An 18,260-nucleotide genomic window follows, 5' to 3' on the forward strand; every position below is an offset into this window, starting at 1 on the left:
AACTCCATGTTCAGTGAGAAAACCGATATGGCCACCGCCAAACTTTTTACACCTATCCAAATCAGCGGATTGACCGTGAAGAACCGGATCATCATGCCGGCCATGATTCTTAACTATCCTTTCGAGAGATACGATATCGGGGATGACTGGACTCGTTTCTACTACCAGCGGGCCGTCGGGGGGACCGGTCTGATTATTGCCGGTGCCTGTCATGTGGATCCGGCCGGCCGCATGGATGCCCACCAGGTGGGTGCCGATCGGGACGAGTGGATGCCGGCTTTGGAGAAGATCGCCCGGGCCATCAAAGACGGCGGAGCGGTGCCCGCACTGCAACTCAACCATGCCGGCCGCTATTCCAAAAAGAAGATTACCGGTATGGAACCGGTTGCGCCTACGGCGATTCCCTCGCGCTATACCAAGGAAGTTCCCCGGGAATTGACAGAGATGGAAATCGAAGCGGTGATCGAATCGTTTGCCGCTGCGGCCCTGAGAGCCAGACGCGCCGGCTTTGAAGCAGTCGAACTGCTGGGTGCCACCGGCTACTTGATCAGTCAGTTTCTTTCCCCTTTGACGAATCAGCGCAACGACCGTTTCGGTGGATCGGAGGAGGGGCGCTGCACCTTCGTGAAGGAGATTATTGCCGCCGTCAAGGCGTCGGTAGGCAGCGACTTTCCCTTGATCTTTCGCCAGTCCTCCACAGATAACATACCCGGTGGTATGAATGCCGATGACCAATTGAAACTCTCCACATGTTTAAAGGCGTGGGGCGTGCACCTGCTTAACGTTACCGCCGGATGGCACGACGCACCGGTCCATCAGATCGGTCCGTCGGTGGATCAAGGTCATTATATCCCCTATGCCACCCGCATCCGGCAGGAGGTAGGACTTCCGGTTTCCTGTGCCATGCGCATCACCGAGCCGGATATTGCCCGACAGGCCATTGACGAGGACCGGCTGGACATGGTGACCATGGCCCGGGCGCTGATTGCCGATCCCGAGTGGCCCAATAAGGCCCGGGCTGGCAACGATGCCGCCATCCGCAAGTGCATCTGCTGCTGCAACTGTTTTGACCAGGCCTTTGCCAAGAAGCAGATCGAATGCTCCATCAACCCGGTGTTGGGCGGAGAGACGCTCGGCCCGGCGAAAACCGTGCGACGCGTGCTGGTGATGGGCGGTGGCCCTGCCGGTATGGAAGCCGCACGCATCCTGGCCCGGCGAGGCCATCGGGTGACGCTGGTGGAAAAGACAAAACAATTGGGCGGGCGGTTGGTGATTGGTTCCAAACCACCCCACAAGGCTGAGGTTAACAACTTGATTCGCTATCTGGCGTACGAACTGGAAACCCTCGCGGTGCCGATCGTCAACACCATCGATTTCGACACCATCGCGGAGCAGTTCGATGGCGTGATCCTGGCGGCAGGGGCCAAAGAGAAAACACTGAGCATTCCGGGGATGGAAACCGTACCCGTCTACCTCTCCACCGAGGTGCTGGATGACCGGGCGGAACTCAAAGATCCGGTGATCATTGTTGGTGCCGGACTGGTGGGGTGCGAGACCGCCGAATACCTGCACTCCAAAAACTTCAACGTCAGCATCGTGGAACTGCAAGCTAAGTCCCTGCCGGACATGGGCGCCTCACTGCGCTGGCCCTTGCTGCAGCGATTGAAAAAGGCCGGTATCGATATTTACACCGGTTCTACGATCAGTGACATTGCCGATGGGATGGCCATTGTCTCGTCCAGAGAGAAGAGATCCAGTCTGCCGGTCGGCAGCCTTGTGCTTGCCGTCGGTTTTGCTGCAGAGAACGGCCTTGAAGCTGCAATCGAAAAAGCGGGACTGCCCTATTGCGTAATCGGTGATCAGAAAGCACCCCGACGGATCAAGGACGCCATCCGTGAAGGGCACCTGGCCGCAACGGCCTGGATGGCCGAATGGGAATAGCGGGCCACGACGGAGGACGTGTATGCGATTGAAAAAACCGGGCCGGATTCGAGACAACCTGTGGTTTTTGGGCTGGGAAGATTCCTGCGTCTACCTGCTCGTCGGCAGGGATGGTTCGATACTGATCAACGGCGGTGTCAGCGGCCTGGTTCCTGATCTGTTGGCGCAGTTCGACGAGTTCGGTATCGATGCGTCCCATATCACCGCCATTCTCTGCCTGCACTCCCATTTCGACCATGTCGGGATTCTGCCCTATTTCAAACGGCTGTACCCGCAGATCACCATTTACGCATCGGCGCGAGCCCGTAAACTCTTTACGAAGCCGAAGATCACCAGCGCAATCAACGAGGCCAACCGATACGTGATCGAGAATCGGGGGCTGACCGACCGTTGCCGGAAACTCGAATTGGAATGGGAAGGCGACATTGAATGTGAGACGATCGGTGAGGGCGACCGGATCGATCTGGGCGATTTGGAAATTCTCATCTATGAAACTCCGGGGCACTCGCCGTGTTCGATCTCTGCCTATGTTCCCCGTCTGAATCTGCTTTTCCCTTCGGAAGCAGGCGGCCTTCCCTGGCGTGATAAGATCATCACCTACGGCACGTCCAATTTTTCCGAGTACGAACGGAGCCTTCGTCGGCTCAACGATCTCGAGGTTTCCTATTTGTGTTCCGATCATTTTGGCTGTGTGACCGGTGACGAGGCCCGTGACTTCATCGGCACCTCGATCCAGGAGGCCCGGTGGCGGCGTCGGCTGATGGAGGCGGCCTACCAGCAGACCGGTAGTGTGGCCGCCGCCGGCAGGGAAATGGCACTTGTGTTTCAGGATGAGAACGCAGCCGACTTAGTGCCTCGGGATCTGTTTGTCGCTGCGCATCACCATATGGTCAAGCACGTTATCCATTACCCGGCGTCAAGGTGACGCTTGTGTCAATGGATTATCGAATTGTTCAATTCATCATCTAAGGAGAGAACATGGAAGATGTCGTCATTGTCTCGGCCTGCCGGACCGCCGTCGGTACATTCGGCGGGACCTTAAAAGATATGCGGGCGGCCGATTTGGCCGCTGTTACCATGAAGGAATCGGTGAAACGAGCGGGCATCGATCCGGCCATAATCGATGATGTGCGCTACGGATGCTGCATCGAACCGGCCGACACCCTTAATGTGGCCCGGGTGGCGGCATTGATGGCCGGAATCCCCGATTCGGTGCCGGCGGTGACCATCAACCGGGTATGCATCTCCGGCATGGAGGCAGCGATATCAGGCATGGCCATGATCCAGGCCGGCATGGCCGATGTGATCCTGGCCGGCGGTGTCGAACACATGTCCGGGGTGGCATACCAGGTGCCCACTGCCAGATGGGGATGTCGCCTGCAGGATCAGGTCTTCGTTGATGCGCTTATGCGTTCCCTGTATTGTGGCTCTCATCTCATCCCGCACCCAGAAGACGGACCGGTGGACAGCGAAACACCGCCGCTCAGCCTGTTCAAGGGGAAGCCATACATCATGGGACATACCGCTGAATTCGTAGCTCAGCACCTGGGTATCGAGCGCGAAGATATGGACCAGATTGCGCTGCGCAGCCACAACAATGCCGAACGAGCCACACAAGACGGACTGTTTAAAAACGAAATCGTGCCAGTCTCCGTACCCCGCAGGAAAAAAGACCCTCTGATTTTCGAAACCGATGAACACTTCAGACCTGGAATGGTTATGGAAGACTTGGCCAAATTACCACCGGCCTTCGTTCCCAAGATCGGAAAGGTCACCGCTGGAAACTCTAGCGGAATCAACGACGGGTCCGCAGGCATGGTGCTGATGTCGATGAAAAAGGCAAAATCACTCGGGATCGAGCCGCTGGCCAGAATAAAGGCGGTCGGAAAAGGCGGATGCCATCCTTCGGTAATGGGGCTGTCGCCAGTCCCGGCCGTTCACCAACTACTCGATCGCAGCGGTTTCAAGATCGACGATTTTGAGCTTATTGAGGTAAATGAGGCCTTTGCGGCCCAATATCTAGCCTGTGAACGAGAATTGGGATTGAACCGTGAAATCACAAACGTGAACGGATCGGGTATCGGATTGGGCCACCCCATCGGTGCCACGGGTGCCCGACTGATGACGACCTTGATCTATGGATTGCGTCAACGGCGAAAATCCGTTGGTTTGGCGACCCTGTGCGGCGGCGGCGGCGTCTCGATGGCCTGTGCCATCGAGATCATATGATGCGTGAAATCATTAATCGACCAAAGGAACATAATTATCGATGCAGTCAGTATTGATCGCTCCGGCCAAGTATTTTTTTCTTTTTATTCCGACGGTGGTTTTTTCGATCTTGATTCCCATAGCGGGGATAGGGGTTTTTGCTTATATCATGGCCATTCGCATGGCGCCATTGGTGAAAGCGGCGCCGGACAGCTGATTGGACCGCATTCCCCAACGTATCCTCAATGTGCTGAAAATCTGGCTGGCCCAATATCGCCAGCCTCGGTACCTGATGGCTGGCGTCGTGCATATCATGATTTTCGCCGGGTTTCTCATTCTCAGTATCCGATCCAGTTCCCTGGTGGTCATGGGCATCTCAGATAGCTTCGTCATGCCGGGATTCGGCGGACTGCTGGGCGACATTTACAGTATACTGAAAGATTACGCCGCCACCGTGGTCTTGGTCGCCTGTGCCATTGCCGCTTACCGCCGGGCCGTGGTCAAGCCGGCGCGGTATGCCGTGCCCGCCAAATACGGCAAGGATCATACGGCCGAAGCGCTTTTCGTGCTGGGTCTGATCTCGACGCTGATGATCTCCGAAAGCCTGTTTGAGGCCAGTTCAGTGGCCGCCAATGTTCAGCGGGGATTCCACGCCGAATTTCTCGCTCCGATCAGCCTCGCCTGGCTGTTCAAGTCCGCCCTGCTGTCGACATCGGTGGAGACGCTGCAGATCATTCATATCGTCGCCTATTACATTCACGATCTGACTTTTTTCTTTTTCCTTTGCTTTCTGCCCTTGGGTAAACACTTCCACGTCATCACTTCACTGTTCAACGTTTTCTTCATGCGCATTGACCGGGGCAACATCAAGCCGGTAAGATACGGCATCAAGTCTGAAGATCTGGATGACCTCGAATCTTTCGGTGTCAAGCGCCTGGAGGACTTTACCTGGAAGCACATCCTGGACTTTTATTCGTGCGCCGACTGTGGCCGCTGCTCGGACAACTGCCCGGCCAATGCCGTGGGCCGGCCCCTGTCGCCACGCTTTATCTCCATCAAGGGGCGCGACCTGGCCTTCAAGAATTACCCCATCTATCCATACGGCAGTTCCTTTAAGAAAAGCGAAAACCTGATCGGCACCACCTACGAAGAGGATGAAATCTGGTCCTGCACCACCTGCGGTGCCTGCGAACAGGAGTGCCCGCTTGGCATCGAATACATCGATAAAATTGTCGATCTGCGCCGTGGGATGGTGGACGAGGGTATGGTGCCCCAGAGCCTTCAAAAGCCTCTCAGTGCTCTGGAGAAGCGCGGTAACCCCTGGGGCAAGATGGAAAAGAAACGCGCCGACTGGATCAAGGATTTGCCTGACGATGTGGTGGTCAAGGATCTGGCCAAGGAATCGGCCGATGCCCTCTACTTTGTTGATAGCATCACCTCATACGATGACCGTATGCAGTCGATCGGCAAGGCTACGGCGACGATTCTTTCCAGGGCAGGTTCGGATTTCGGCATCCTGGGCAAGGAGGAGAAAGACAGCGGCAACGAGATCCGACGATTCGGCGAAGAGATGTTGTTTCAGACCATGAAGGAGTCCAATACCGATGCCATCCTGAACAGCGGCGTGAAGCACATCATCACCGCCGATCCCCATGCCTACAATGCCCTGAAAAATGATTACCAGGGACTGCCGCCGATTGAACATATCAGTCAGTTCATCGCCCGCAATGTCAAATCGGGCAACATCCGGCTGACCGGGGCCAACGGCGACGGAAAGGTATATACCTATCACGATCCCTGCTACCTGGGCCGCCACAATGACGTATACGACGACCCGCGGTCGGCTCTGGATGCCATTACCGGATTGAAACGGGTGGAGATGGAGCGTTGCCGTGATCGCTCCTTCTGCTGCGGCGGCGGCGGTCTGATGCTTTTCTACGAACCCGAGGAAGAGCAGCGCATGGGGGTTCTGCGCGTGGAGATGGCCGCAAAAGCAGGTGCCAATGTTATCGTTACAGCCTGTCCCTTCTGCCTGGTCAACATGGAAGACGCCATCAAGGTGGCCGGCCTGGAAGGCAAAATGGAGGCCATCGATCTATCTGAATTAATTGCCCAACACATGCAATAAGCAAAATTATAATCAGGGAGGAAAAACATGGAAATTCTGGTTTGTGTAAAACGAGTTCCCGATACCGCTGAAAATGAGATCGAGGTGAACGGGTCCGGCAGCGATATCGAGCGTGACGACCTGGTGTACTCGGTCAACGAGTGGGACAACTATGCAGTCGAAGAGGCCATTCAGATCCGCGACAAGGTGGGCGGCAGTGTTACGGTGATCACTGTGGGCGACGACGAATCCGAAGAGGTGCTTCGCCGGGAAATGGCCATGGGCGCCGATAACGGTTTGCTGCTGTGTGACGATGCCTTCGACGGTGCTGACGGCAAAGGCATTGCCACCCTGCTTAAAGCCGCCGTTCAAAAGGGTAAATACGACCTGATCCTCAGCGGCGCCCAGGCTGATGACGGGGCGGCCCAGGTAGGCGGAATGCTGGCTGCCATGCTGGACTACCCCTATGCATCACTGGTAAACAAGATCGAGGTGATTGATGACGGCAAACTCAAAGTGGGCCGCGAAATAGAAGGCGGCAACCAGGAACTGAACGAGATCCAGCTGCCTTGTGTCCTGTCTATCCAGACCGGCATCAACGAGCCCCGCTACGTGGGTATTCGCGGCATCCGCAAGGTGGCTTCGGTGGAGATCCCCCAGCATGGCGCCGCCGGTCTGGGCGTTGATGCCGCCACTGTGGGCGCTGCCGGCGCCAAAGTCAAACGCGTGGATTACTTCGTGCCTGAGATGGGTGAGGGAGCTGAAATGCTCGAAGGCAGTACCGAAGAGATCATTGCGAAACTGATTGAACTCTTGAAGGCCAAAGGAGGATTGAAATAATGGCTGATATCTATGCATACATTACACACAAGGGTGGAGTGGCCGATGATTCGGCCCTGGAACTGGTCACTGCGGCAAAGAAGATAGACGCCGCTGCAGCCGTCACCGCCATCGTCACCGGTTCGGGCGCCGAGCTTGACGCCGTAGCCAATGCCGTGGCCGCCTCCTATGCCAAGGTCATCAAAGTCAATCATGATGCGCTGGCGTACCCCAACGCCGAGGTGATCCGCAAACTGCTGGTCAACATTCTGCCGGCCGATGCTATTGTTCTGGTTCCCAATGACACGTTCGGCATGGATTTGGGTCCCGGGCTGTCCATCAAACTGGATTCGACCTTTGTTGCCGATGTGGTGGATATCGAGGGTGTGGATGGTGGCCTGCTGAAGGTGATCCGCCAGGAGTACAGCGGTATGGTCAGCACCCATGTGACCGCTGATATTTCCGGCGGTGCGGTGATCAACCTGCGTCCCGGCGCCTTTGCCCCCGATGAAAGTAAATCAGCGGGAGGCAGTGTTGAAGATAAATCCGCGGATTGCGGCGACCTGACCGCCAAGCGGATCTTCCTGGAAGTGGTTGAAGCCGAAGTCGGCGACGTGGACATTACCAAATCTGACGTGCTGGTTTCCGTGGGCCGCGGTATCGAAGACGAAGAGAATATCGAAATTGCCCAGGAACTGGCCGATGCCATGGGAGCCGTGGTTTCCTGCTCCCGACCCATCGTGGATGCCAAGTGGCTGGAGAAATCCCGTCAGGTGGGCACATCCGGGCAGACGGTCAAGCCCAAGGTCTACATGGCCTGCGGCATCAGCGGCAGCTTCCAGCACCTTGGCGGCATCAAGGGGTCGCCGTTCATTGTGGCCATCAACAAGAATGTCAAGGCCCCCATCTTTCAGGTGGCCGACGTGGGCATTGAGGCAGACATCCTCGAGTTTCTGCCCGAACTGACCGAGGCGATTCAACAAATATAGAAAATTTGAGTTCCCATCAATAAATATGAATTAGGAGATTAGTAATTGAAGCTGTCGCCGAGCGTACTCCACAGAATCGTTCATCCATGCTGCAGGATGTTTTACGAAGCCCTGCAACCGAGTTCGATTCCATTAATGGAGCGATCGTAAAACCTTCCGGAACAGTAGAAGTGTCTACTGCAAATAACCGTGTATTATAGACTTTTGGCCTAAAAATCGTTAAACGAAATATAATCCGAAGGAACAAATATGCAAATTGCGAAAACATTGGATGAACTGCGAAACGCTCGTCAACAGTTCAATGAACCAATCGGGTTTGTTCCAACGATGGGTTTTTTACATCCTGGACACCTTTCGCTGGTGAAACGTGTACGGCTCGAATGCTCATCAGTAGTGGTCAGCATTTTTATAAATCCGGCCCAGTTTGGACCACAAGAGGATCTGGTAGATTACCCGCGTGATATGGGAAAAGATCTTGCCCTGCTTAAAGCTTGTGGTGTCGACCTGGTATGGGCGCCTAAACCAGAGACGATGTATCCCGGCGGTTACCAGACCTGGGTCGAGGTCGATAGGGTTTCCAAACCATTGGAGGGCGCTCGCCGCCCGAGGCATTTCCGCGGTGTAGCCACCGTGGTTGCCAAACTTTTTAATGCCGTACAACCGCAAAAGGCATATTTTGGACAAAAGGATGCCCAGCAAGCTGTGGTCATCCGGCAAATGGTCAAGGACCTAAACTTTCCCATCGACATAGTAGTCTGCCCGCTAATCAGAGAAATAGATGGATTGGCCATGTCCAGCCGTAATGTATATCTAAATTCCAACCAACGACAAGCTGCTTCCGTTCTCTATCGGGCATTGAAAAAAGGCCAATCATCATATGAATCTGGTGAGCGCAACGCCAAAAAATTGCGAGAGGTCATCATCAAGGAAATTGATGCTGAACCGTTGACCCATAGGGATTACGTTTCCGTTGCGCATCCGGATACTCTCGTCGAATTGGATATCATCGACCAGGATGCATTGATGTCGATGGCCGTTTATATTGGTAAGACTTGCCTGATCGACAATTTTTTACTGAGAAATGGAAACTGGCACACAGGCCAACTAACGGGAGAACCTGAAGGATGACTATTTATCGGACGTTGCTGAAGGCTAAAATTCATCGGGCAGTGGTTACCCATGCCGACCTGCACTACGAAGGCAGTATCACCATTGATGCTGAACTATTAAATTGGACCGGCATTCGCGAATTTGAACGCGTTCAGGTGGTAGGTGTGGAAAATGGAGCCCGCCTGGAAACGTACGTTATCGCCGGTCCTTGTGGATCCGGAACGATTCAGATGAACGGTCCGGCTGCTCGGCTGGTCAATGTGGGTGACCATATCATTATCATGGCGTATGCCCAGGTGGCTGAACCTATTACAGTCGATTGGCAACCAAACATATTACAATTGGATGATCATAACCATGTCAAAGAATAAACTCAGCCATATTAACCCGATAGTTGTCAATTGAGAAGCCAATGGGAATCCCACAGCGAAAAGAGCGAGAAAAAGACAGGCGCCGTCAGCAGATAATGATTGCGGCAAGGCGAGTGATTATAGAAAAGGGGTACGGACGTGCAACGATGGAGGATATCGCTAAAGAAGCAGAACTGAGTGCCGGCACTCTTTATTTATATTTTAAAAGTAAAGAAGAGCTGTACGCCTCGCTTTCCATACGGATACTGCAGTATCTGTTGATCCGACTGGAGCACGTAAGCAAAGAGGCGAACACCTCCTCCGAAGAGAGATTGGAAAGCCTTAAAAATGCCCTGCTGGATGTCTACGATTTTGACGCTCCAATTCTTATCAACATGTTTAACCTTCAGTCAAGTGAAACCTTGCACCATATTTCTGTTGAACTGCTGACAGAAATCAAGGACCTGGCCAGAAATATTCTCGGTAAAATAGTGGGGATTCTGGAGGAAAGTTTGAAAGAAGACGCTTTAATCGATTACCATCCTATTGCCCTGGCCGACATCCTTTGGGGTACCTTTTCTGGGGTAGTTTTAAGAGAAGAAGTTAAAAAGGTCATCAATGGCAGCGAGGATTTTGTCCGTAAAAACTTTGAGCTGGCCTTTGACATCTTTATCAGAGGCCTGCAAGCAGCGCAAAATTGATGCCTGGAACACAAACATCTATCGGCACTGGCGATGTTGGATTTGGCGGCCAAACCGTATGGATCGGTATTGGTACTTTATATGGTGATTTGCGGGCCTGTTGGGAAGGAAAAGCAAATATGATGTTGCGGGAAAAGCCATCCTATCACCTCCTCCATCTCCCGCCGAGGGCTGGGCGCGCCATCTTTTAAACGGCGAGATGGCGTGCCCAGCCCTCTATCTTTTCAATTACCCTTGAACCATCCAAGGCGTTTGAATGGATATAGAATTTTACCGTTAAAAGATCAAGATAATAACCTTATTTCACTAACAACTGGTTATCCTTTACGAACATTGGCGACGATTCAGCGGACCGGAAGATGACGAAGGAAACTGCGACAAGCCTGGAAGAGAAAGTCAGGGAGCAGGAGATCCAGATAGACAGAATCAGCACGACGCTTGAAGTCTTGCTGGAACGCCGGGATAAAGAGAAAGCCGGTATTTACCAGACGATATCCGCCGATATCAAAAAAAATGTGTTTCCTTTTATAGAAAGGATGACAACCGTTCCGCTGAGTTCTATTGCACAAACCTATCTGACTTTAATTAAAAACAACCTGGAAAAGATCGTATCTTTAGATAACGATTTTAAAGCATTATCGGCACATGGCTTTACGCCAACCGAAATGCACATCATTGAACTGATCAAACAGGGAAAGCGAAGCAAGGAAATTGCAGACTTGCTGAACGTGTCAATTGCGACGATATCTTTCCATCGGAATAATATCCGAATCAAACTGGGATTGAATAAAAGAAAAGAAAATCTCTACAGCTACCTGAACTCTTTGAAGAATTAAAAAATCGAAATAAATTTAATTACAAATGTAAATAGCTCATATCGGTTTGTCATAATATCGAAAGATAAATAGCAACTTTGGTGGACAATATTGAAAGGATCTATCATTTCAGTATCCATTTAACGATTTCCTGTGTCGGTTTTCCGATGGCTTGCAGAGTGAATGATGGAAAACCAAATTCGGCAATCAAGGAGAGACAGATTTGAGAAACAAAAATAACCTGGACAAGGTGGTCGAAATGTTAACCGCTAAATCCGAAGAATTGATCGAGCAACATCCGCATTTGAAAAAGCTGCGATCCGAGGTTGACCGGCTGTTGTCCACCGCCCCGGATGAACAGATGCGTCAGGAGATTCTGGATGTCATGTTTCAAGCTGGCAGAAATGATCTGCATGCGCAAATGGATCATTTAAATGGATTGCTTGACGCGCTCAACACTAAATAACTACCTTTTCATACAAAAAGGCATCATAAAGAAACAAGTTGGATGTTCAGGTCGTGTCATGAAGCTTTTTACACCATAAACCCATGGTACCCGCAATGGCCAGCTCCCCGGTAATCCTGATCGTCGACGATGAGGTTCGCATGTGCGCCAGCCTGGAGACTCTGCTTAAAAGCAAGCATTATCAGGTGTCGACGGCTACCTGCGGCCAGGACGCGTTATCGCTTCTAAAGGCAACCGCATTCGATCTGGTCATCCTGGACGTTCATCTGCCGGACATACTGGGGCATGAAATCCTGAGCCGCATCAAGATTAAAAGTCCGGATACCCCGGTCATCTTTATTACCGGGGATGCCAATATAGATTCTGCCCTGTCGGCCTTGCGCAACGGTGCCTATGACTATATCCGCAAACCCTTCGAACCCGATGAACTCATCAGGACCGTTGAAAACGCGCTGGCCCAGGGAGCACTGCTTAGAGAAAAGGAGGCCATCGACAAGCAACTGAGCCTGTCTGAAGAAAGATACCGCTACCTGGTCCAGAACATCCCCGACATCATCTACACCCTGGACGCCGATGGAAATTTTACCTTTTTAAGCGAGGCCGTGGAACGCCTGCTGGAAACGAAGGTCGATGATCTGATCGGCAAACCCTATTCCACGATTGTGTGTGAAGCGGATCGTGAAAAAGCCCACTGGTTTTTCAACGAGAGACGATCGGGCGACCGCATCTCTTCGGGACTTGAACTGCGCTTGAAGGTTACCGGCAAAACGCCGTCCCGCGAAGACCGGTTCGTGACTGTCGAGCTCAAGTCCATGGGAATCTATGAGACCTCCACATCCGATGGCAAGAAACAGCTTGTCGGCACCCATGGGGTTATCCGTGACATCAACGAAAGGAAACGACTCCAGACCCAGCTTCACAGCGCCCAACGGATGGAAGCCCTGGGTACGCTCGCCGGTGGCATCGCCCACGATTTTAATAATCTGCTGATGGGTATCCAGGGCCGAGCTACATTGATGTCCATGGAGCTGGATGAGTCCCATCTCCATGTGGAACATCTGAGGGCCATAGACGAGTACATTCGTAGCGCGAAGGAGCTGACCAATCAGTTGCTGGGATTTGCCCGAGGCGGAAAATACGAGGTCAAGCCCACCAACATCAATAAACTGGTGCATTCGACCGCCACGATGTTTGGCCGGACAAGAAAAGAGATCACCATCCACGTTGAAACTCATGACGGACCTATTGTGGTGGAAGCAGACCGGAGACAGCTCGAACAGGTGCTGATCAACCTGTTCGTGAATGCCTGGCAGGCGATGCCCGATGGCGGAGACCTGTATCTGGGAACCGAAATTGCAAGATTGGATGATGAATTCTGCATGGCGTATCAATTGGAACCGCGACGCTACGCCCGTGTGTCGGTCACTGATACCGGTATCGGCATGGATACAAAGATCCTGTCGCGGATCTTCGACCCGTTTTTTACGACCAAGGAAAAAAACCGGGGGACCGGTCTGGGGCTGGCTTCAGCCTATGGCATCGTCAAGAATCACGGTGGAGCAATTACGGTCTTCAGCGAAATAGGGCAAGGCTCAACATTTAATATCTACCTGCCGGTGTCTGAAAAAACAGCAGTTCTGGATATTCCGTCAGACGGGAAAATCACCCAAGGTTCCGAAACGGTGTTGCTGGTTGACGATGAAGATATGATTTTAGAGATCGGCCGAGCCCTGCTAGAAAAACTTGGGTATCGTGTCATTACGGCTAATAGTGGCGATGACGCTGTAGAAATCGTCCAACGGATGGGTTCAGCGATAGATCTGGTAATCCTGGACATGGTCATGCCAGGCATGGGTGGGGGTGAGGTGTTCGACCGTATCCATCAGATTTGGCCACAGATGCGGGTGATCCTTTCCAGTGGGTATACCCTCGATGGGCAGGCACAACTGATCATGCAGCGTGGCTGCAACGGGTTTATTCAAAAACCGTTTATTTTGTCGGAACTGTCTCAGAAAATCCGTCAACTATTAGATGGTGACAAATGATCGGACCAAGTTCAGGCATCATCGCAATCGAGTGACTCACGCTTGGCAGTCATGCCGTCATTCGGCAATCCCTAAATCCAGCAAGTATATCAGCGGGAGTTGAACGTATGAACAAAATCGAACTGATCCGGGCATTGTGTCACTCCAGTGGACTTTATAAAGCCGATGCTGAAAAAGTGGTCACTGCGTTTTTCGATGCCGTTGCCGGAGCATTGGCAAAAGGTGAAAGGGTCGAAATCCGGGGCTTTTGCACGTTCCATGTAAAACATTATCGATCTTTTATTGGACGAAACCCAAAGACCGGAAAAAAAGTTAAAATCGCACCGAAAAAACTTCCCTTTTTTAAGGTCGCTAAAGAGCTGAAAGAAAGAATGAATCGATAGACATTTTCAGGTTGCAAAGTCGAATGCCATGCTAAAAAAGTCATACAGAAATTCAATTTCTCAAAACATGTTAGCCATGCCAATCGAGGTGAGATATCATCGTTTTAAAAAGGCGATGGAGTTGGTGAACCGCGTTTTTACTAAATTATTCCATGTCCCCGAGGGATATTGTCTGTGTCCTGATTGTAAGGCTGTCAGTGCTGTTCATCCTTTTAGCGAAAAGAAAGAGAAAGATAATTTTGTTAAAAATAAAAATGGCGAAATCTTTTTATTTTCCTACTGCGCAAAATGCAAAGGAGCCGGGTACATCAATCCTGACCATCTGGTTATGGATGATGGTAGGGCAAACGATAGTGCAGAATATTTGGTTTTACCAAGCACCACAAGCGAGTTTACCAATATTGAGATCGCATCGATCATATTCTATCTGGTATATGACCGACATGGGTATTTAGGGTTTGATTTTGCACTGAAACATATTGATAGTAATAGTTCAGTAGCATCGATAACCAAGGAATTTTTAGCATATTTTAATAGATACAAGATGGAAAGAGATCAACGGAGAAATTTCATTAAGAAATACTTCCATGAATTACAAACCAGCCTGAAAAGAAGGATCAAAACATACACGGTTAATAAAAACCGATATGGCTGCATTCACTGTGATGGTGAACCGTTTGACATTATCCATGAATGGTCGCTGGACACGAGAGTATTATCGATTCTTCCCGATTGAAAAGCCTGACTATACTGACAGAGAACGGATGCTTGATAGTATGTTAAACAATGCATATGTATATCGCAGATTCCTGGTATTGGAACTCGATCGAATGGTTTATGAGGAAAAATATTTTAATTCAAGGATGTCGGCTAAAAGAGCTGTAAACGTTTAATTTGAAAAATTTGCTATCTGACAAGTCTATCCGGGTGAGTTTGATGAAACCGTATGTCTTGTGACCATACAAAATATTCCATCGATACACATGTCCTTGCTGGTTCAGGAACCATGCTGTGGATAGTACATGTAGAAGTGGGTTTTGCCGGTTTTTTCGTATCGATTCTTATCGATCTTTAAGACGACTTTTAGGACATATAAACGTCATGGGCACCGGTATAATCATCGGGGTTATCCCAATACATCAGAGCGCTGAAATCCACGATAAACAGCTTTTGAATCGATTCAGATATCATTTATAACTCGCTCTTATAACCTTTTACCTTTATGTCACAGTATGGATTGAGATCTCAATATTGGCTGTTTTCAATTTCAACCGAGAGGTAAATTACATCAGAATTAAAGATAGATAGTTCATATCCTCATAATTTTTTCTTGATTTTTATTCTGATATGCCGATGATAGAAAGCATCCATTTACCTATCTTTTACCTCCGGAAAGGAACTTATTGATGCCAGCGAAAAAAAAAGTTGATCACGCTAAACTGATTAAATTGGTCGAGAGCGGAACACCTCAGTCCGAAATTATGAAAGCGTTTAAATTCAGCACGGCGACCCAGTTTAAGACCCACTATCTCAGCGCGTTGATAGAATCCGGCAAAGCCCCGAAAATCAAGACAGGTAGAACTTCATCGAAAACATCCCCTGCAAATGAAGTCTTTGTCAGTAAACGAGGAAGTGTAATCCTATCTAAAGAATTGATCGAGAGCATGGGATTAGCTGAGGGTGATAAGTTTACCGTTAGAAAGACCAAAGCGGGCATATCGCTTAAAAAAATCGCCTGATTATTCTGCTTGATATTCGATTTGACGACATGGAAAAAGACTGACTATCATTCGCCTGTTTTTTTGATATAAAATGGCGTCGATTCAGTATTTTTGACTTGCCGCTCCTGCTATGGCCATGGTAAAAAATACGCAATACGGGATAGGCCAACTGGCACCTCCAATTATTCCCGCCGGGGATCGGGCGGATCTCCTTACCAAAGTGCAACGAGCAACCCAAAACCTCCACGCCCGATCCCCTTTCTTTTTAATATCTGCATGATCGGAGTCCGATACCTATGGCGCTGACTAAACAATCAATCGTAGAACAAATCCAAGCGCAGATGGGATTTCCCAAAGCCCAGTCAATCGAGGTGATCGAAACGCTGCTCGAGATTGTCAAATCCTCTCTTGGTTCCGGTGATGATGTTTTGGTCTCCGGATTCGGAAAATTTTGTGTCAAGGAAAAAAAGGAACGTAAAGGAAGAAATCCAGCCACTGGTAAAGCTGCCATCCTACCGGCAAGGCGTGTGGTGACGTTCAAGTGTTCAGGTCGGTTGAGGCAAAAAGTGAATGGGAAATGATGACCAAACCGAATCGGCAACAACATTCACGCCGAACTTCCTACATCATCGCAAAATACTCGGTCAAGGAGGGAACTTACCGGGATGTGATTAAGAACATTGGTGCGGGAAACTTATTCATTGGGACATCGAGAAAGATTGCCGAAGGGCAAACCATTTCGCTCGAATTTCCGTTGTTACGATTCGACAAGATAATTCAGGTATCCGGGAAAGTAGTGCGCCGTGAACATAACGGGTTCGCGGTTGACTTCGATGAGCCTATTGCTGATTTAATCGGCAACGAGGGACTGTTTCCAGAGATTTTTCACGAAGGTGATCGATGACCCCGAAATAGGGATGTTGCTGTATATCATCAAGGCAGATAAGCCATGCGCCAAAAGAAATAATTCCTTGTAAAAAATATGGACAGCCTATCCGTGGAGTAACGTGAAAGCTCCTTGGCCTGAAGAGACCGTCGTGGTAGGCAGGAAGCTACGGGAAATCGCTTTTCGTTTTTGAATACGAAAATCGAGTCATATCCGGATCTTTTCCTATAACCAGGAACCCAATCCGAAATTCGGACATGATTTTTACATCCGAGCGTTTTTCTCCCTCAGCCAATCAACAGGCCGCACTTGAGTCAATTTTGATAAGGACCGCCCAACAATGATTCTCAGGCCGATATCATGAGAACTGATTCCAGGGTGCAACCATACCGGACGCAATCCTAAACGGGGGTACGAGTCAAGATCGAACCGGAAAAGATAACTGTCTTTTAAGCCAGGGAAGGAATTGAAGGAGCAAGTGTATGGTCGGTTCGATTCGTGCTCTCTGTGAACTCGGTTTTTGGTCCTGCAAATGATCAATGTCGATTAATGGGCGACCTGATTGCTCAATGACAGTAGAAATGATTGGAGGATGACAATGAAGATCGCCATGATCGGCGCAGGCGCCATGGGAAGCCTTTTCGGTGCGCTGCTTACCGAAGCGGGAGAGTCGGTCACGCTGCTTGACATCAGGAAGGACCATGTGGATGCGATCAACGCCAACGGCCTGTCCATCGAGCACGGCGACCGCCGGCGAACGGTGAGAATGACGGCGACCACCGACCCTGCTCGAATCGGTATGGTGGACCTATCATTTGTATTCGTTAAGACTACCCATACTATCGACGTCGCTCGAACGGCCGCCACCCTGTCCGGCAGTGCCGGCCGGGTACTGACGCTGCAAAACGGTATGGGAAATGGCGATGTTCTTACCGAGAGAATTGAACCGTCGCGGATCATCGCCGGTACGACCTCCCACGGCGCCACATTTCTTAGGCCGGGGGCCGTTCGTCACGCCGGAATGGGGGAAACGGTCATCGGGCCTTGGTCAGAATCAGGGATACACGGTGCCGAAGAGACAGCTGCGCGGTTCAATCGGGCCGGCATTACCACCCGTACGGTGGCCGATATCCGCACCATCCTGTGGGCCAAGCTGTTCGTCAACGTGGGGATCAACGCCATCACGGCCCTGACGAGAATCAACAACGGGCAGTTGCTGGATCTTGAGCAGACCCGGCGGATCTCCCGTGAGGCGGTCGAAGAAGCCATGGCGGTTGCCCATGCCATGGGCATCACCATCCATGAGGATCCGGTGGAGAAGATGTTTCAGGCGGCAACAGCCACTGCCCCTAACCGCTCCTCCATGGGGCAGGATGTGGATTATCAACGGCTCACCGAGATTCACGCAATCAATGGCTTTATCGTCCGCATGGCCCAGCAGGCCGGTGTTTCGGTCCCGGTCAACCGAACCCTGACGGCCCTCATTGAAACCCTTGAGGCCCACTATTGATCCGGAGAACCGATTATTAAAGGCGAAAATGCTTTCGGTCATGAAAGAAATGGCGACGCTGGCGTGCCTGTGGGACATGGAAAAACCCAAATGGATGACAGGAAAAAAGGGTCGTCGGGTTTCCCACCCTGAAACACAGTTTCGGCATGTCCGATGAAACTAAGACAGAACTGATAAAATCCCTTGCGAAATAGGACGGGTTAACGGAT

General features: G+C 50.9%; 20 protein-coding genes. All 20 read left to right on the forward strand.

Translation table 11 applies throughout. The features are described from left to right. Positions 1-6: 6 nt before the first annotated feature. The 20 genes from ACHZBS_RS25985 (at position 7) to ACHZBS_RS26080 (ending at position 18,051) form a co-directional block, all read left to right on the forward strand. The gene (locus ACHZBS_RS25985; RefSeq protein WP_319409456.1) at positions 7-1,941 is read left to right on the forward strand and encodes an FAD-dependent oxidoreductase; all 1,935 of its coding nucleotides are present in this window, start codon (positions 7-9) and stop codon (positions 1,939-1,941) included. Positions 1,942-1,963: 22 nt separating this feature from the next. Next, positions 1,964-2,866, forward strand: coding sequence for an MBL fold metallo-hydrolase (locus tag ACHZBS_RS25990; protein WP_319409457.1), 903 nt, complete (start codon positions 1,964-1,966; stop codon positions 2,864-2,866). A gap of 53 nt (positions 2,867-2,919) precedes the next feature. After that, the gene (locus ACHZBS_RS25995; protein ID WP_319409458.1) at positions 2,920-4,170 is read left to right on the forward strand and encodes an acetyl-CoA C-acyltransferase; all 1,251 of its coding nucleotides are present in this window, start codon (positions 2,920-2,922) and stop codon (positions 4,168-4,170) included. A gap of 40 nt (positions 4,171-4,210) precedes the next feature. Next, positions 4,211-4,366, forward strand: coding sequence for a hypothetical protein (locus ACHZBS_RS26000; protein ID WP_319409459.1), 156 nt, complete (start codon positions 4,211-4,213; stop codon positions 4,364-4,366). Next, positions 4,367-6,277, forward strand: a complete 1,911-nt coding sequence (locus ACHZBS_RS26005; RefSeq protein ID WP_319409460.1) for a (Fe-S)-binding protein — start codon at positions 4,367-4,369, stop codon at positions 6,275-6,277. It begins immediately after the preceding gene. A 27-nt stretch (positions 6,278-6,304) separates the two neighbouring features. Continuing rightward, positions 6,305-7,096, forward strand: coding sequence for an electron transfer flavoprotein subunit beta/FixA family protein (locus ACHZBS_RS26010; RefSeq protein ID WP_319407779.1), 792 nt, complete (start codon positions 6,305-6,307; stop codon positions 7,094-7,096). Continuing rightward, the gene (locus tag ACHZBS_RS26015) at positions 7,096-8,064 is read left to right on the forward strand and encodes an electron transfer flavoprotein subunit alpha/FixB family protein (protein ID WP_319409461.1); all 969 of its coding nucleotides are present in this window, start codon (positions 7,096-7,098) and stop codon (positions 8,062-8,064) included. The genes ACHZBS_RS26010 and ACHZBS_RS26015 overlap by 1 nt, the downstream gene beginning before the upstream one ends. Before the next feature lie 44 nt (positions 8,065-8,108). Then, positions 8,109-8,264 (forward strand): ketopantoate reductase family protein, encoded by a 156-nt coding sequence (locus ACHZBS_RS26020; RefSeq protein ID WP_394708071.1) that lies wholly within the window; start codon positions 8,109-8,111, stop codon positions 8,262-8,264. A 49-nt stretch (positions 8,265-8,313) separates the two neighbouring features. Further along, on the forward strand, positions 8,314-9,192 hold the full coding sequence (gene panC / locus ACHZBS_RS26025) for a pantoate--beta-alanine ligase (protein WP_319409462.1): 879 nt from the start codon (positions 8,314-8,316) through the stop codon (positions 9,190-9,192). Beyond that, entirely contained in the window at positions 9,189-9,545 is a 357-nt protein-coding gene (gene panD / locus ACHZBS_RS26030) for an aspartate 1-decarboxylase (protein WP_319409463.1), read from the forward strand. The genes panC and panD overlap by 4 nt, the downstream gene beginning before the upstream one ends. A gap of 41 nt (positions 9,546-9,586) precedes the next feature. Then, complete coding sequence (locus ACHZBS_RS26035) at positions 9,587-10,225, forward strand: TetR/AcrR family transcriptional regulator (RefSeq protein WP_319409464.1); 639 nt, start codon at positions 9,587-9,589, stop codon at positions 10,223-10,225. Positions 10,226-10,584: 359 nt separating this feature from the next. After that, on the forward strand, positions 10,585-11,061 hold the full coding sequence (locus tag ACHZBS_RS26040) for a helix-turn-helix transcriptional regulator (protein ID WP_319406252.1): 477 nt from the start codon (positions 10,585-10,587) through the stop codon (positions 11,059-11,061). A 202-nt stretch (positions 11,062-11,263) separates the two neighbouring features. After that, positions 11,264-11,506, forward strand: coding sequence for a hypothetical protein (locus tag ACHZBS_RS26045; RefSeq protein ID WP_319409465.1), 243 nt, complete (start codon positions 11,264-11,266; stop codon positions 11,504-11,506). 95 nt (positions 11,507-11,601) lie between these two features. Continuing rightward, the gene (locus ACHZBS_RS26050; RefSeq protein WP_319409466.1) at positions 11,602-13,551 is read left to right on the forward strand and encodes a response regulator; all 1,950 of its coding nucleotides are present in this window, start codon (positions 11,602-11,604) and stop codon (positions 13,549-13,551) included. 107 nt (positions 13,552-13,658) lie between these two features. Beyond that, positions 13,659-13,934 (forward strand): HU family DNA-binding protein, encoded by a 276-nt coding sequence (locus tag ACHZBS_RS26055; RefSeq protein WP_319409467.1) that lies wholly within the window; start codon positions 13,659-13,661, stop codon positions 13,932-13,934. Between the two features lie 76 nt (positions 13,935-14,010). Further along, positions 14,011-14,670, forward strand: coding sequence for a hypothetical protein (locus ACHZBS_RS26060; protein WP_319409468.1), 660 nt, complete (start codon positions 14,011-14,013; stop codon positions 14,668-14,670). A 670-nt stretch (positions 14,671-15,340) separates the two neighbouring features. Beyond that, positions 15,341-15,673: a hypothetical protein gene (locus ACHZBS_RS26065; RefSeq protein ID WP_319409469.1), complete on the forward strand. Its 333-nt coding sequence runs from the start codon at positions 15,341-15,343 to the stop codon at positions 15,671-15,673. Positions 15,674-15,951: 278 nt separating this feature from the next. Next, the gene (locus ACHZBS_RS26070) at positions 15,952-16,236 is read left to right on the forward strand and encodes an integration host factor subunit alpha (protein ID WP_319409470.1); all 285 of its coding nucleotides are present in this window, start codon (positions 15,952-15,954) and stop codon (positions 16,234-16,236) included. Beyond that, a complete protein-coding gene (locus tag ACHZBS_RS26075; protein WP_319409471.1) occupies positions 16,233-16,559 on the forward strand; it encodes a PilZ domain-containing protein in 327 nt (108 codons plus the stop codon). The genes ACHZBS_RS26070 and ACHZBS_RS26075 overlap by 4 nt, the downstream gene beginning before the upstream one ends. 580 nt (positions 16,560-17,139) lie before the next feature. After that, a complete protein-coding gene (locus tag ACHZBS_RS26080) occupies positions 17,140-18,051 on the forward strand; it encodes a 2-dehydropantoate 2-reductase (protein WP_319409472.1) in 912 nt (303 codons plus the stop codon). Positions 18,052-18,260 lie beyond the last annotated feature (209 nt).

It is taken from the genome of uncultured Desulfosarcina sp. (genome assembly GCF_963664155.2).
GTDB lineage: Bacteria > Desulfobacterota > Desulfobacteria > Desulfobacterales > Desulfosarcinaceae > Desulfosarcina.

Excerpts from the sequence above, each read along its gene's own strand:
- ACHZBS_RS25985 (WP_319409456.1), top strand. The coding sequence starts at position 7 with ATGTTCAGTGAGAAAACCGATATGGCCACCGCCAAACTTTTTACACCT.
- ACHZBS_RS25990 (WP_319409457.1), top strand. The coding sequence starts at position 1,964 with ATGCGATTGAAAAAACCGGGCCGGATTCGAGACAACCTGTGGTTTTTG.
- ACHZBS_RS25995 (WP_319409458.1), top strand. The coding sequence starts at position 2,920 with ATGGAAGATGTCGTCATTGTCTCGGCCTGCCGGACCGCCGTCGGTACA.
- ACHZBS_RS26000 (WP_319409459.1), top strand. The coding sequence starts at position 4,211 with ATGCAGTCAGTATTGATCGCTCCGGCCAAGTATTTTTTTCTTTTTATT.
- ACHZBS_RS26010 (WP_319407779.1), top strand. The coding sequence starts at position 6,305 with ATGGAAATTCTGGTTTGTGTAAAACGAGTTCCCGATACCGCTGAAAAT.
- ACHZBS_RS26015 (WP_319409461.1), top strand. The coding sequence starts at position 7,096 with ATGGCTGATATCTATGCATACATTACACACAAGGGTGGAGTGGCCGAT.
- panC (WP_319409462.1), top strand. The coding sequence starts at position 8,314 with ATGCAAATTGCGAAAACATTGGATGAACTGCGAAACGCTCGTCAACAG.
- panD (WP_319409463.1), top strand. The coding sequence starts at position 9,189 with ATGACTATTTATCGGACGTTGCTGAAGGCTAAAATTCATCGGGCAGTG.
- ACHZBS_RS26035 (WP_319409464.1), top strand. The coding sequence starts at position 9,587 with ATGGGAATCCCACAGCGAAAAGAGCGAGAAAAAGACAGGCGCCGTCAG.
- ACHZBS_RS26040 (WP_319406252.1), top strand. The coding sequence starts at position 10,585 with ATGACGAAGGAAACTGCGACAAGCCTGGAAGAGAAAGTCAGGGAGCAG.
- ACHZBS_RS26050 (WP_319409466.1), top strand. The coding sequence starts at position 11,602 with ATGGCCAGCTCCCCGGTAATCCTGATCGTCGACGATGAGGTTCGCATG.
- ACHZBS_RS26055 (WP_319409467.1), top strand. The coding sequence starts at position 13,659 with ATGAACAAAATCGAACTGATCCGGGCATTGTGTCACTCCAGTGGACTT.
- ACHZBS_RS26060 (WP_319409468.1), top strand. The coding sequence starts at position 14,011 with ATGCCAATCGAGGTGAGATATCATCGTTTTAAAAAGGCGATGGAGTTG.
- ACHZBS_RS26065 (WP_319409469.1), top strand. The coding sequence starts at position 15,341 with ATGCCAGCGAAAAAAAAAGTTGATCACGCTAAACTGATTAAATTGGTC.
- ACHZBS_RS26070 (WP_319409470.1), top strand. The coding sequence starts at position 15,952 with ATGGCGCTGACTAAACAATCAATCGTAGAACAAATCCAAGCGCAGATG.
- ACHZBS_RS26075 (WP_319409471.1), top strand. The coding sequence starts at position 16,233 with ATGATGACCAAACCGAATCGGCAACAACATTCACGCCGAACTTCCTAC.
- ACHZBS_RS26080 (WP_319409472.1), top strand. The coding sequence starts at position 17,140 with ATGAAGATCGCCATGATCGGCGCAGGCGCCATGGGAAGCCTTTTCGGT.